This window comes from Pleomorphochaeta naphthae (assembly GCF_055396005.1).
In genome coordinates, this window is the sequence record NZ_AP042457.1 from 1,911,688 (window position 1) to 1,927,253 (window position 15,566).

At 26.6% G+C, this 15,566-nt stretch carries 8 protein-coding genes and 1 riboswitch; of the genes, 2 read left to right on the forward strand and 6 right to left on the reverse strand.

The features are described from left to right. Position 1: 1 nt before the first annotated feature. A complete protein-coding gene (locus tag ACZ5SO_RS08730; protein WP_464624055.1) occupies positions 2-2,749 on the reverse strand; it encodes a DNA methyltransferase in 2,748 nt (915 codons plus the stop codon). A 747-nt stretch (positions 2,750-3,496) separates the two neighbouring features. Here ACZ5SO_RS08730 and ACZ5SO_RS08735 point away from each other — a divergent pair. Next, complete coding sequence (locus ACZ5SO_RS08735) at positions 3,497-8,566, forward strand: ATP-binding protein (RefSeq protein ID WP_464624056.1); 5,070 nt, start codon at positions 3,497-3,499, stop codon at positions 8,564-8,566. Between the two features lie 324 nt (positions 8,567-8,890). Here ACZ5SO_RS08735 and ACZ5SO_RS08740 read toward each other — a convergent pair whose 3' ends face one another. Genes ACZ5SO_RS08740 through ACZ5SO_RS08755 form a run of 4 tightly spaced genes read right to left on the reverse strand, consistent with a single transcriptional unit; the run spans position 8,891 to position 11,759 of the window. Then, positions 8,891-9,832: an IS3 family transposase gene (locus tag ACZ5SO_RS08740; RefSeq protein WP_464624057.1), complete on the reverse strand. Its 942-nt coding sequence runs from the start codon at positions 9,830-9,832 to the stop codon at positions 8,891-8,893. After that, on the reverse strand, positions 9,789-10,187 hold the full coding sequence (locus ACZ5SO_RS08745) for a hypothetical protein (RefSeq protein ID WP_464624058.1): 399 nt from the start codon (positions 10,185-10,187) through the stop codon (positions 9,789-9,791). Before ACZ5SO_RS08745 ends, ACZ5SO_RS08740 begins: the two co-directional genes overlap by 44 nt. 33 nt (positions 10,188-10,220) lie before the next feature. Beyond that, positions 10,221-10,772: a flavodoxin domain-containing protein gene (locus ACZ5SO_RS08750; RefSeq protein ID WP_464624059.1), complete on the reverse strand. Its 552-nt coding sequence runs from the start codon at positions 10,770-10,772 to the stop codon at positions 10,221-10,223. Between the two features lie 60 nt (positions 10,773-10,832). Beyond that, positions 10,833-11,759, reverse strand: coding sequence for a cation diffusion facilitator family transporter (locus ACZ5SO_RS08755; protein ID WP_464624060.1), 927 nt, complete (start codon positions 11,757-11,759; stop codon positions 10,833-10,835). A 73-nt stretch (positions 11,760-11,832) separates the two neighbouring features. After that, a riboswitch (NiCo riboswitch) is annotated at positions 11,833-11,924 on the reverse strand. Between the two features lie 303 nt (positions 11,925-12,227). Here ACZ5SO_RS08755 and ACZ5SO_RS08760 point away from each other — a divergent pair. Beyond that, entirely contained in the window at positions 12,228-13,529 is a 1,302-nt protein-coding gene (locus ACZ5SO_RS08760; protein ID WP_464624061.1) for a transposase, read from the forward strand. Positions 13,530-14,003: 474 nt separating this feature from the next. Here ACZ5SO_RS08760 and ACZ5SO_RS08765 read toward each other — a convergent pair whose 3' ends face one another. Next, complete coding sequence (locus tag ACZ5SO_RS08765; protein ID WP_464624062.1) at positions 14,004-15,377, reverse strand: IS1380 family transposase; 1,374 nt, start codon at positions 15,375-15,377, stop codon at positions 14,004-14,006. Between the last annotated feature and the right edge of the window lie 189 nt (positions 15,378-15,566).

Below are 15,566 nucleotides of genomic sequence, written 5' to 3' on the forward strand. Positions count from 1 at the left end.
ATTATTTACCTTCTTTTTTAACTAATTTTTCATACTCTGCAAATAAAAATTCTAATCTTTCATTATCAGATTTAAAACCTGATGGTTTATATAAACTTTCTACAAATTTGTCATTTTCTTCATGAATTTTTTTTAAGTCCTCTGGCATAGTATCTGGATTATAAAGCCAAGCATTTGTTTTATCAAAATAATATTCACGAGTATCTAATATAGCTTGTGTATTCAAAACTAATTGTTTTTTCTGCTCTTGTGATGTCTTTGGAAACGGAAAAGTATTATAACAAATTGTACTTGCATACCTTAAACTTGTTCCAAGCCTCCCTGCTACGGTTTTAACCCAAATCATATGCATTTTTGATTCAATCAAAGCAAAAATTGAATATAAATCCTTAATCTCAGAAGAGCTGATAAATGAAGCTGAATTAGATATTACAGTATTCTGATCGACTATTCCTATAGGAATATAATCTCTATTTTCTGAAGAAACCAACGGAATAATAATAGAAATTTTATTTTCAAAAAAATCTTCTCCAAATCTATATGGCACTTTTGAAAGTTTCTTAGTTGCATTTTTTTTTGATTTTAATCTAAATAATTTGACTTTATTTATTCGTTCAAGTACATCCTTATTTTGATAAGCTAGATCTTTATTATTTTTAGTAATCCACAAGCAATAACGTTTTTTATTATTTATATATTCATAAGAACCTTGAAATTTTAATATTATACTATGTAAATTTGGATTACTCATTAATAACCTATTTGCTTCTTCAGGAGACAGGATTAAATTACCACCATCGGTTGCTTTGGAACCATATTTCATAACTGGTAAATTATTAAAAAAAGGTTTTAATCTAGTTTTTATTGAAATATTAGCCCCATTTATAAGATAACCATTAATATTCTCAACATATTGTTTTTTTGAATTAGAATATAATACTGCTTTATCTTTATTATTTTGACAAATTCCTATAATTACTACTGACACTTTAGCTTTAGATTGTGCATTATTTATCCATCGAAATGAAGTATATGCAAAATTAATCTTTAACCCCATTTTAAATATCTTAGGCCATATTAAATCAACTTGAGTTCCTTGAGTTATAGAATTAGTGGCTACAAAGGCTATTCTTGTTGATTTTTTATTTTTCATATAATTACTAGCTTTGATATACCAACAAGCTACATAATCTATATATCCAATTTTCTTTGTATCATTAAAAACATGTTTTCTATCAACTTTTTGGGATTCGGATATATTTGAAATCCCTACAAATGGAGGGTTACCACATATATAAATTTCATCACCTTCTTTATAAGGACAAACTTCTTCCCAATCTAGGCTACATGCATTACCTTTGATTATTTGACCAGCTTCTGAAAGAGGTAAAGTAGGATTCATTTGGTTAAATTCATCAAAAAACATTAAATTCATTTGGTGCTGGGCTAACCAAAGAGAAAGCGTTGCTATTTCGGCTGCAAAATCATCGATTTCTATACCATAAAAATTATCTAACCTTATTTCAGAATAAGCAAAACTGTCAGTAGCTTTGATAATTTTTATCTCTAATTTACATAATTCCTTATAAGCTGTTATCAAAAAATTTCCACTACCACATGCAGGATCAAAAATTTTAATTTTACTTATTCGAGTTCTTAATTTAAGCATTTCTTTTTTTATAGAAACAATTTTATTATTTTGTTTAACTAAATCATAGATACCTACTTCTTTTTTTTCTTCTATTTCTTTTTCAAGATTAATTAATTGCTCATTTAGAAGATTAAATTCTTCATTGAGATTATCCATAAATAATGGATTTATAACTTTCATAATATTTGAAACAGAGGTATAATGTTGACCAAGGTTACTTCTTTGTTCTTCAGAAACAACTCCCTGAAACATAGAACCAAAAATATCTGGATTAATATGTTCCCAGTCTCTATTTGCTGCTTCAATAAGTTCTTTTCTTGATTTAGCAGAAAATACGGGAACTTCTGTTTTCAGACTAAACAATCCTCCATTAACATAAGGAAAATCCTTTAAATAAAAAGGAACATCATTTCTATCACCCTCTTGTGTATCTAAAACTATAAATAAATTAGTTAATAATAATTTTAAATCAGAGCCATCCTTGTTTGAATATTTTTCAATCAAATCTGAAAATTGACCTGGTTCAAAAATACCAGTATCTTCAGCAAAAAAACAAAAAAGGATTCTAGATAAAAAAACATTCATTGCATGAGTTTCTTCTTCATTTGTAATTAAATTATCTTTTTTTATTTCTGTATATAAAGATGCCATTTTATATGAAGCTTTAACATCTGCAGGATTGTCAATATGAGTTTCAGTCTTTTCAATTCCAGCCCATGGAGCAAAAAACCTATAGTGTTTAGGAAGGTCTGATATTGATATCTCAATTGTTTCTTTTGTATTCATATCTTTTGCAACTAAAGTAGTATAATCTGTTACAATAACAAATCTTTCTTTATTATGAATATTTTTTACTATATCTGCTAATTCAACAATAAGATCTGCACCTAATTGAACTGGTCTAAAATAAACTTTCCGTTTAAAATCTACATCTATATCATTTTTTGCTACATTATAAGCGCCATTTTTTAACTTAGTTACTGTAGCTTTACTAATACCATAAATATCTAATAATGAATAAATAAATTCATTTTGTTCCATATTTTCAACAAGTTTATTTAATCTTTCTGGAATTTCTTTTAAGTCAATCGTTGCCATTATTTACCTCGAGTAATATCAACTATATGAAACAAATTATATCATAAATTTTAGTTAGTTTCCAAAAATTATTCATATTAATAAATATATTTTATGAAAAAAATATTGTAAATCTAATATTTTGACAAAAATCCTATAATCTCATAACAAAAAGGATATAAGATATAAATAAATAGTTAAGAATTATTAAATAAGCTTAGTTTAATTTTAAATGATACCAATAAAGATTTACTGAGAATAATAAACCTCAAAAATAAACAATACACGTTATACCTATACTATACACGTAATGGAAAAAAGTGGATGAACCTTAGTAGATAATTACACGATAGTATAGTTGAGGATTTTTTGATTTAGAACTTTAAAAAAAATTAAGATACTAACTCTTTGTAGATAAAGAATTAATATCTTTTATTAATCGTATTTTGAAAACTAGAATTATGCCTAGAATTTCACACATTAATACAACAATACGATTATATAAAAAGTGGGTGTAATTTTTCTTAATAGGGTTTAAAATAATTATGAATAAACTTTTTCTTTTTTAAGTAAAATTTTGAATAATAACCTTTAACAAAAGCATATATAACAAAAAAATATTATTAAATTGTTCAATAAAGTTTGAATTTTTACACTTCTAAATATATAATTTAAAAATATAATTAGTTTACTAGAACGAATATTAGATATTTCCATTATTGGATAATAAATTATAACTTTGAAACATAATAATTAATTGAGGTAAATATGTCAGATAAAGGAAGTGCTTTTCAAAAAGGTGGTGGTGGAACAAATTTTGAACAATTAGTTCAGACGGCATTTTTAACAGCACTGATTACAAAATGTAGTGTACCTTGTATAGATTCAGGAGAACTAACAGAAATTGCATTGCAAGTAACAAACAGAGGTTATGAAACAGATGATTTTATGGCAATAGTTAATTCAATACAAGGGAGCCATCGATTACTTTTTCAGGTAAAACACGATATTTCATTTACTTCGAAAAATGAACAATTTAAAGACGTAGTAACTGCTTTTTGGAAGGATTTTAACAATACTTCAATTTTTGACAAATCAAAAGATAAACTTATTATAATAAAAAATGGTTTATCTAAAAATGAAAGAGCACATTTTAAAACCCTTTTTAATTGGGCAAAAAGTCATGATTCAGAAATTGATTTTATATCAGAAGTAAACAGAATAAAAATAAAAGAAAATAGTTTAGATATTTTTCGTAAGATATTAAAAGAAGCAAATAACAATATTGATTTGACAGATAAACAACTATGGGAATTTTTAAAATGTGTTGATGTTTTAGAATATGATCTATTAAATAATGGTAGTGTCGATAAAACTTATTTTCTTAATCTTATTAAACTTTCTAAAAACAATGAAACATCAATTTCAGAAGATGAAATCTGGAATAGTATTTTTTCTTATATATCAACCCTCAATCCAAATGGTGGTAGTATAAATCTTCAAAGCATAAAGAGTGAAAGTTTCTTTAACTATTTTGACAATGCTAGATTACAACCGTGCATTAAAGATGTTGAAAAGCTTAAATCGGATAGTAAAGAAATATTACGACCGTTGAAAACTTATATTGGAAAAAATGAAAATATATTAAATTTTCCTAGAACTGAAGTACTTGAACAAATTGTAAAGAATATAAATAATTCACAAATTACAATTATTTCGGGGAACCCAGGAGTTGGAAAATCTGCAGCAATCAAAGCTCTTCTTAATAAAAATTTTCATAATGCGAGTGTGTTTGTCTTCAGAGCTGATCAATTTAATACACCAACTTTGGCAAATTTATTTTCTAATCTGGGAATACATGAGACTATTGAAAATATATTTTCTTGTATATCACTCATTCCTGAAAAATTAATTTACATAGATAGCCTAGAAAAATTATTAGAAACAGACCCTGAATGCGCTTTTAAACAACTTTTAGCATTGTTAAAAGAACACCCTGAAATCAAATTGATAGCATCATCACGAAAATATGCAATAGATTTAATTACTCAAAAATTTGATATTGATATAAATGAAACTAACATCACAGAAATCCCCCCCCTTAATGATGAGGAACTAAATCTTGTAAAAGAAAAATTTCCACAATTAATTAGTGTTATGGACAATAAAAAATTAAAAGAGTTACTTCAAAGTCCAAAATATATAGATTTTTCAATCTTGGCAATTAGTAAAACAAATGATAGTTATGCTAATTTATCATTAACTGAATTTAAAAATAAGTTATGGAATTCATTAGTTGTAGATCAAACTAATACTAGAAATGGGCTTCCTTTGAAAAGAGAAGAAGCGTTTATGGACATAGCTATAAAAAGAGCAAAAAAAATGAAACTCTTTGTACGTCCTGATAAATTTGATGCTGAAGCTATAACTTGTTTAGAAAATGATGAAATAATTTTTCAAGAAAACAATAATAATAGAAAATACTCTCCCACTCATGATATATTAGAAGATTGGGCATTAGTTAAATATATTTCATCAACCTACGATGATTTTCCCAATCCACAAGATTTATTTAACAAAATAGGTAATGAACCCGCAATTAGAAGAGCTTTTCGCCTTTGGGTTGAAGATTATCTAATTGATAACAATGATAAATTTATTGATTTAATAAAAACAACTATTTTTGATAAAAATATTGAAAAATATTGGTCAGATGAATTATTAATTGCCATTTTTAAATCAGATACTAGCCATTCCTTTTTTATTAATTTTGAAAAAGAACTTCTAGATAACAAGGCAGAGTTATTTAATAGATGTCTTCATATACTAAAAACATGTTGTAAAGAAAATTTCCAAATTAATAAAGAAAATTCATTTCTTTTGCCGATAGGTTCTGGATGGAAAGAATCAATATTTTTTATTCAGAATCATCTTTCTACATTAGATATAATTAAACATTCAATATTAAACTTTATTTCTGAGTATAATTATAGAATTATGTTCCAATATAATAAAATCAATAATGATGAAAAAAAAGCAATGAAATTTATAGTACTTACTTACCTAAACGAAATAGAAGATAAAAATGCTTTTTGGAAAGCAAAAAGCTCAAGTGATAAAATCAAAGATCTAATAACCATTATTTTTAACTTAGCTGGAGTTTCAAAAGATGAAATTAAGCTTTTATTAAATCGGGCTTTTACTCATATTGACAATAATAGTTCATGGGAATTGAATTATTTTTATAAAAATGTTATTGAAATTTCCCTTTCAGGAGTAGGAAATTATAATTTAATAAAAGAATTACCTGAGGTTATTATTGAAACAGCTTGGAAATATTGGAAAGATATTCCACAAAAAAAAGAAGAGCTCACAGTTCATGGATGGGGATTCCCCATAAACAATTCATTAGAAGAGGATGAATGTTGGGGAATAAAACATTTGTTTTCATTCAGCCCTTCTGGAATATATAAAACACCTTTTTATACTTTATTGAATTATCATCCTTGGATTGGAGTAAAATTTATAATTGAATTTATCAATTATGCTGTTGATTTTTATGTTAATTCTGATTGTGAATATAAACATAATATATCAAAAATTGAATTGGTTCTCAAAGATGGAACTACTTCTAAATTATGGGCCTCTCCTCAATTATGGGTAGCATATAGAGGCATAAGCGTAACTAGCTATTTACTGGTATCATTACTAATGAGCTTAGAAAAATATCTTTTAGAAATAGCTAAAATAAAAACACCAACAACTAAGAAAATCTTAGAAAAAATCTTTGACTATATATTTATAAACAGCAATAACATTTCTCCTATTGCAGTATTATCAAGTATTACTATGGCATATCCAGAAGAAGTAGAAGAATCTATGTTACCCTTACTATCGATTAAAGAAGCTTATCAATGGGATATAAGTCGAGTAGTACAAGAATCCACTGCTCTATCTCCAATGGATTTTAATAATCCATATGCATCAAAAGAACGTTGGGAATCAAATCAACTTCCTCATCGGAAAAAATACAAGCGTGGATTAAGTGATTTTATTTTCTATTATCAATTAAATAATAAAAAATTAAAGAAAGATATTCATAAGTGTTTTGATAAAATGAAAAAACAAGTAAATAAAAAAGATCTTGATATGAGAAAACTTTTACAAGATATTGATATAAGAAATTTACAAGCAAAAGAATATGATGAAAAATTAGGAGGATTCCCTTTAGAAACAAAATATGAAGAAGATGTGAATAATTATTTAGAATCACAAAAAGATGAAATTTATTCTATAAATAAATCAGCTTCATATTCAAACTTGATTTTCAAAGCTTATGAAAATAAAGAAAAAATTAGTTTTGACAAATGGAATGAATGTTATTTATACTATTTAGACAAAAACAATATTGACTCAACATATAGTAGACCCGCAACTTTAGCTGTCCTTGGATTAAAAGATTTTCCAATTTCAATTTCGAAAGAACAAAAAAAGTGGTGCCTAGATACTCTTATAAAAATAAATAAAGCTATCCTAGATGATACATTCTATAACAACTATAGTGAAAATAAAATCTACACTTTATTGGATAAATCCATATCATTAACAGCCTTCCATTTAATTTTGCAAAATCTTCAAGAAGAAAAGGAAATATCCGAAATTTTAGAAATAATATTTTATATGTTGATTGCTCCTTTTTCTGAAAATGAAACCAAAACTATTTTACAGTATATTAGAAAAACATTGTTCAAACTTTTTCCTACAAAATTAAAAAAAATATGGCTTTGCCTTATTAAATATGCTCAATTCAAAAAAGAAAACCCTAAATCTTATGCGTACCAAGACGAAGATACCTTAGCTGAAGAAAAAAGAAAAGAAAAAGAATTTATTCAAAGAATTTTATATACTGATACTAAAAAATTAGACCTTTCAGAAATTAATTTTAAAAATTTTGATGCATATTTACTTACTAAAGTACTTATAATAACACCTTATAATGTTGAAAATATTGATTATTCAAATTTTATTAATAAAATGTCATCTTTAGTTATTTCTGATTTATTCATAAAAGAAAAGCAACAATATGCTTATAATAAAAAATCCAGAAACTTACAATATAGTGCTATAGCATTAATTGAAAATTATTTATCAACTTTTTTATTATTAAATACTAATATTTCCTTCTCTAAAAAAGTTTTAACACAATTGATAAATTCAATATCAAACGATTCATCTAACAATGATTTAGTAGAGTTTGTTAAAGGGATATTGGATTATATTGCAATAAAACTTTACGATAATAGTAATTTAAATATTGACCAATTAAAGTTTAAAAAACAAAAGGAAAATTTCTGGACTTTATGGGAACTTCTTAATACTTTATTACCAACAAATGATAAACATCCACTTATTCCAACGCTTTTTTTAGATATAAGATTTCTTTTATGCGATATCAATGGGAATCCTCTTAAATATGAATGGTGTGTTTTAAATAATAAAAAAACATTTTATAAAAACCTAGTACTTGAAAGAGGTAAAAATAATATTGCATCAATAATTAATGTTTTTTCAACAATAGGTGAAAAAGAATTTTTACCAGAAGGCATAAGCTGGCTCAAAATATTATTAGAATCAAATTTACAAGAAGCAATTTCTTTAACCTCTTATTCAGCTGAAAGAATGATAAAACGACTATATTTTAACCATATTGGAGAAATAAAAAACAACAATAAGTTGATAAACGATTATATTTGGATTTTAAATCTTATGGTTGATTTAGGTTCATCAAGTGCATATCTAATTAGAGAAAATGTTATTACTTATAAAAAAATTGAATAGATTATATTAACCTGAATCCGTATAGATTTCAAAATAAGTAAAATATATTAACAAATGTATAGTAAATTATAGAATAAAAAAGCCTCTTATGTTACAATTAGATTATCACAAAAAAAGGTAACAGGAGTGTACGTGGTAAGATGTTTTGCGTAAGGAACAGTAAGGAGTTTTGAAAATTTATTGTAATGATCTGACCCCCATAAAGTTTACACCTTATGTTTGACTGGAACCCTTAAAGTTGTTCCTGTTTTGTGTGACTGACCCCAATGTGGTTTGCACTTGGGTCAGGTCCTATTCTATAGTATCAGTATTAGTTGTCAATAGTTATTCTACAATTACAGGTAAAGTCCCTCTTGGATTGTGTTGAAGATGCTCTACAGGAGTTTCCCATCCAAGTCCCGCTTTTCTTCTTTTGTTATTGTAGAAAGGTATAAATTCTTCAATCCTTTCCAGTACTTTTGCACATCTAATTCTTCTGTTTTTAAACTTAGTTTTTCCAAATCTATTATATAAACATTCAGTTTTTATTATGGCATTTACACTCTCTTCTGCGCTGTTATCATAACAGTCACCAAAAGACATACTGGGAGTCATCCCAAGTTCATTAACCTTAGCCATATAAGCCTTATTATCATATGAAGTCCCACCATCACTGTGAATGATAGAACCTTGCAAATTACATTGCTCTGATAGCTCTACTAGCGTATCTACACACAATTGGCTATCAGGGTGTTCGCTTATTTTCCAGGCAACAATTTCTCTATTAAATAAATCAACAATAGTGTTTAAATAATACATTTTTTCTAATCCAAACAAATATGTAATATCAACTACAAAGTGATTTCTTGGAGTACCACAAAAGAAATTACGTTTCAATAAATCCTTAGGTCTGTTGGCTTTTAATTCCTTTCTCTGCTTATACTGTTCAGTAGAATATTTTCTTCTCCTAACAGAAGATAGCAGATTGTTTTCATCCATAATTCTATGAATACGTTTTTTATTCACCTGCATATGAAGTGTATTGTTAACCATTGCTGTCATCGGTCTGTATCCAACACCATAGCAAGTTTCTTTTTGAATCTTTTTTATGTAATTAATGATTCTATCATTTAGCTCATTATAAGCACTCTTTTGCTGTGATTTATAAAAAGCTGCACGTGAGAGATCTGCAAATGAACAAAGGCTTTTTATGTTAGTTCTATGCTTTATTTCTTTGGCATATCTAATTGCTTCTTCCTTTTTTTTTCGACATCTTATTGGGATCAATATTATTAAGTTCAAGCAAGCTTTCTAAATAGGCAATATGATCTTCTTTTCTGCTTTCTTCTATTTTTAAACGCCTGTTTTCTTTTAACAATTCTAGCTGTTTCTCATTACTTAATTTCGTAGGTGATTCCCCCTCTGAGACAATGGATAGATTTAATGCCTCTGGATACATCCTAGCACATTCTAAACATTCTGCAATAAGAGAATCCTTTTGTGCTACCCAATTAAGTATTGTAACATGAGATACATTATATGCCTCTGCAATCTCTTGATATGAGCCTCTACCTTCTAAGTAATCTTCAATAGCACTTAGCTTTTGGCTAACCATTAATTGTGGTTTCTTTGCCTTATACATGGTAATTCCTCCATATGGAAACCTATAAGGGTTCTATGCAAAGAAGAGTGTCAACCTGTAGGGGTGCATATCAATTTGATTAAGCGTTTTGAAATCTACAAAATTAACTTTCTTATTATATGTTTCAATTAATGCTTTAGTTTCTTCATTTTGCTTTTCAATAGGCAATTTCTTTGTTTTATTATATAAAGCTTTCATCATTATTTTATGCATTACACTTAATTTTGAATAATCAACCCCGCCTCTTAAATGAAATATTTTACAATTATCATATAAATCTTTAGAAATCTGTGTAGAAAGTAATTTTTTTATATTATCTGTATTTTCTGTAACATTTGGATCTGATAAACCAACTGTAATAATTATTAATTTTTGATTTATTGAAAGAGGATGTTTATTGAGTGTATCTTTTAACCCTAAAACACCCCCAGCGTAAAGTCCACCAAAATAAATTACAACATCATAGCTTTCTAAATTTGTTACCTTTGAATATTCAATTATTGGTATTTCTGTCTTCTTTGATAATTCTTGGGAATAAGCTTTTGTCGTACCATATTTACTACCATAAATAATAATTTTTTCCATTTTTGTTCTCCTAATAAAAAAAATTATATCATTAATTATATAATGGTAAAAGATTTATTTTTAATCAATGAATTCTTTATAATTTGGTTCAAGATGAAAAGTAATAATACTTCTTTTCCCAAAATATTCTTTAAGTGTTTTTTCAATAGATTCAGAAATTGCATGTGCTTGGTATAAAGAAATATTTTTATCAAACATTAAATGAGCTTCAATTGCAATATTTGAACCAATCCTTCTTGTTCTTAAGTTATGATAATTTTTAATACCTTGATTACTTTCTATTAAATTAGATATATATTTTACATCTTTCTCATCAAGGGATGATTCAAGAAGCTCATTTACTGCAGGAAGCATTATCTCAAAAGCAACTTTAAAAATAAAAACACTTACAACTATAGCTGCAATTGGATCAAAAATAATCCATTTATCTCCTAAAAAGTAAGCAACACTGATACCAATTAAGGTTCCTATTGATGATAGTGCATCAGATCTATGATGCCATCCATTAGCTATTACAGCAGGAGAATTAATTTTTTCTCCGACTTTCTTTGTAAATCTAAATAAGAATTCTTTTGAAAAAATAGAAATCAAGGCTGCAATAATAGCAATTAATTTTGGTCTGGGTAGGATTTCATTTTTAAAAGCAATTTTATAGACATTAACTGCTCCACCTTGTAAAATATCAAACCCTACTAATAATAATGCAATTCCAATTATAAAAGTTGCAATTGTTTCATATTTTTCATGACCAAAATTGTGATCTTTATCTGCAGGTTTCTCAGTAAATTTAAAACCAACAAGAACAACAATATCTGTAAAAAAGTCAGACAATGAATGTATACCATCAGCTAACATAGCATTACTTTTTCCAATAATACCAGCAGTTATTTTAAATACTGACAATATTGAGTTTATAAAGAATCCAACAAAAGTTATCTTTCTAGCTTTTTCACTTCTTACTTTTTCTGATGTAATATCTTTTCCCATTTTTCTCTCCAAAACTTGTTTTTAAGTATTTTTTTTAAAAAAATCATAATAAAAAAACACACCAATGGAACTTTCCTGTCCCACAGATGTGCTTATATTTCCCTCTGTTGTTACTCATTTTGTAACCCGACTATACAACAAAATATAGTCTGTCAGTAATATTTTTTTATATTAATTTACCTAAATTATAATTGATGAAAGTTATATTTGTCAAGGATAAATTCAAAATATTTGAAAACAAAAAAACTATGTTAATTGAATTATCTAATGCAACCCCCTCTAATTTTTTCTAAGGCAAATTGGTTGCAATAAATATTGCAAAAGATATAGTTGCTATTACTAATACAAATAAGGTTTTCTTATTATTCGGTTGTTTCACACTTGTTTTCTATTTTTATGAGGATTTACAATATTTTATTCTTGTTGGTTTTTGTGTTTGGTTCGTTATTCAAATCAAGGAGGATAATTATGAATAACAACTTTAAACATTTAAGTTCTAAAGAAAGACATTTTATTTATAGTGGTTTAAATGATAAGAAATCATTTAAACAAATAGCTAAAGGAATTGATAGATCACCTTCTACCGTTTCTAGAGAAATTAGAGCTCATATGCAGCTTAAAAGAAAAGGTTCTAAATGGAGCCATTATTTCAATGACTGTAAATTTAGAAAAACTTGTAATAAAGTCTACATGTGTGACAATCTTAATTGTCCAGGTAAAAGTTGTTCTACTTGTGGGAAGTGCATTTATATTTGTAAGGATTATATAAAAGAGGAATGTCCTTTATTAGATAAACCACCTTATGTTTGTAATGGATGTAAAAATGAATTCAGATGTGATTTAGAAAAAAGATTTTATGATAGTATTTATGCACAAAAACAGTATAAAGAAGTATTAGTTGATAAAAGATCTGGTATTGCTATTAATGAATATGAATTCCAATTTACTAATGATTTGATTACACCTCTAGTGAAGAAAGGACAATCTTTTCATCATATTTATGAAACACATAAATATGAAATACCTATTTGTGAAAGAACTCTTTATTCATATCAACATTCAGGATTATTTGAAGTTGATAATTTTAAACATCCACGTCTTGTTAGATTTAAAAAGAGAGTTAACACAAACAAATCTAAAAGGTTAATTGAAAAGAAATGTCGTATTGGAAGGTCTTATGATGATTACTTAGAGTATGTAGATAATTATCCCGATATTCCTATTGTACAAATGGATAGTGTTGAAAGCACTAAAGGAGGTAAAGTATTACTTACTATTCACTTTGTTAATTGTTCTTTTATGTTAGCCTTTATTAGAGAGAGAAACACAGCACAATCTGTTATTGATATCTTTAATGATTTGTATGAAAAACTAGGTCATGAATATTTTAAAAGATTATTTCCTATTATTCTGACTGATTTGGGTGCTGAATTCTCGGGACCAAAACAGATTGAAGAAACCATAGATGGAATTAGTAGAACAAAAGTTTTCTTTTGTGAGCCTATGGCAAGTTACCAAAAAGCATCATGTGAAGTAAATCATGAATTACTTAGAAGAGTAATCCCAAAATATCAATCAATAAATCACTTAGATCAAAAGAAGACAAATCTTATGATGAGTCATATCAATTCTTACAAAAGAGGAAAGTTAGGAAATAATACTCCATACGAAATCTTTGAAAGAATGTATGGCCCAAATATTTTAAAAAATTTAAGCATTACTTACATCCCACCAGATGAAGTAATGCTTAGACCAAGTTTAGTTAAATAACAGTAAAAATAACCAAACACGCACTGTTTACCAACAAGAAATAGTAAACAAAATGACAGTGATTGCATTTAGTACTGCAAAAAAACAGATTATTTGCCAATCTGGGTTTTTTGCGCCCTTTGGTAATGACAAATAAACATCGTACCTTAATTTTTAGGCAGAAAAAGCAAAAAGTCAAACGAAAAAAAGATTTTTCATTAAACTTTTCACTATTTCAATTGCATTAAGTCTTGCAAATGCTCAAAAGGTTGCAGTTAATATTTCAAGTCACCTGAATTATTTTGTTGTACGGATTTTATCTTGTCTATTTGTTTTACTTATTTCTGTTCTTATATTTTATTCCATTATTTTAATAGAATGAAGAATAATATTTTTAATTTTTTTTCAAATATCACTTTTTTCAGTCATACTAAAATCTTCTAATTGATATTAGAAGTATTGTTTCTGTTGTTTTATCTTTAGTTTTATTGAGTATTAAATGAAAAGTGGAAAATATATGTTAATAAATTTATCAATTCGTAATAATAACTCTGTCCAAGGATTTTTCTTATAGAGCCGAAGCACTTTACTTCTTCCTTTTCTCATATATCTAGCACTAGTATAAATAATATCTCTCAATATTGTTTTCATTCTAATTCTATCTTTATTACCCTTAGTTCCTTCAGGTAAATAGAATTGATTTAATAAAGTAATATCACCAATTATTCTCAAAATGTTATAAGCATTAGTAATAGCTGCTAATAACATTTCATTAACTCTATATTTACCAGACGATAATCTTTCAAAGTTTAAATCAGTTTTTATTTCACTATGATATTGTTCACTTGTTGCATGGTCATGATATAGATTAACTACTGTTATTGCATCTTCAATCAAATTAGTCCAATAAAGCTCTACTTCTATTTCTGGAAATAATAATATATTACCTTTTTTATCTTCATAACTCTCTTTAATCTTAAATGCTATTTGAGCTTTATTAGAAGTTTCTTCTTTTCCTACTGGATACATTTGGGTAAAATAACCATAGTATACAGTTGTTTGTCTATAATCATATGATATCTTTTTATCATATAATGATTTAGCTCTTTCTAATAAATCTTGTGAATAGTCGTTTCTTCTACATTTTTTCTTGATAATAAAGTTAACATTATTTTTATCAAGTACATTAATAGTTTCTACACTATCATGACCACTATCAAATCTACACAACACTTTACTATAATCTTCTAAAGTAAGTATCTCTTTAGCATTATCCAATACCTTTTGAACAAACGGTATTGAATCTTTTTGGGAATGTTGTTTTCCAGGTCTAAGTTCAGCTCCAATACAATAAGAGCCTAAGTAACTCATAAGTGGTGCAAACCCATCTTCCCCTTTATATGTTCTAGAACATTCTTCTTTATTGCATTTAGGATTAATCATAGGTGTTACATCAAAATCTAATGGAATATATTTTTCACTTATCTTTTCACATGGGAAAGAAACTTTCTTTAGTAATTCAATATTAACTAAATTACAATGTTCAATAAAATTTGCAATACGTTCTTTCTCTAAATACAATCTTAGTGTTTCTTGAGCAGGAGTGAATTTAAGATTTAAACATTCTTTAAATACTTCATTATTTCTAAATTGTTCTACATCTGAAAAATTAGTAAATCCCATAGAGTTTAAACCAACTAAGGTTTTATATATAGTTTCATTTTCTAAAAGACTTTTAGATTTAAGGGTATCCAAATCATATTCAGCATTATCATTAACTTTCATAATTGCAAATGTTAAAATTTTAGAAATTAAGTTTAAACCTGCTTTACTCTCTAATGTAATTGTTGTAGTATCAAAATCAATCATTTGGCCTCTCCTGTTACCTTTTTTTGTGATAATCTAATTGTAACATAAGAGGCTTTTTTATTCTATAATTTACTATACATATGTTGATATATTTTACTTATTTTGAAATCTATACGGATTCAGGTTTATTATTAATTAAATCTATTTCAAGCTTTGTTAATCAAATAATGAATTTTGATCCTACCAAAT

Excerpts from the sequence above, each read along its gene's own strand:
- ACZ5SO_RS08735 (WP_464624056.1), top strand. The coding sequence starts at position 3,497 with ATGTCAGATAAAGGAAGTGCTTTTCAAAAAGGTGGTGGTGGAACAAAT.
- ACZ5SO_RS08750 (WP_464624059.1), bottom strand. The coding sequence starts at position 10,772 with ATGGAAAAAATTATTATTTATGGTAGTAAATATGGTACGACAAAAGCT.
- ACZ5SO_RS08730 (WP_464624055.1), bottom strand. The coding sequence starts at position 2,749 with ATGGCAACGATTGACTTAAAAGAAATTCCAGAAAGATTAAATAAACTT.
- ACZ5SO_RS08745 (WP_464624058.1), bottom strand. The coding sequence starts at position 10,187 with ATGTATAAGGCAAAGAAACCACAATTAATGGTTAGCCAAAAGCTAAGT.
- ACZ5SO_RS08755 (WP_464624060.1), bottom strand. The coding sequence starts at position 11,759 with ATGGGAAAAGATATTACATCAGAAAAAGTAAGAAGTGAAAAAGCTAGA.
- ACZ5SO_RS08765 (WP_464624062.1), bottom strand. The coding sequence starts at position 15,377 with ATGATTGATTTTGATACTACAACAATTACATTAGAGAGTAAAGCAGGT.
- ACZ5SO_RS08760 (WP_464624061.1), top strand. The coding sequence starts at position 12,228 with ATGAATAACAACTTTAAACATTTAAGTTCTAAAGAAAGACATTTTATT.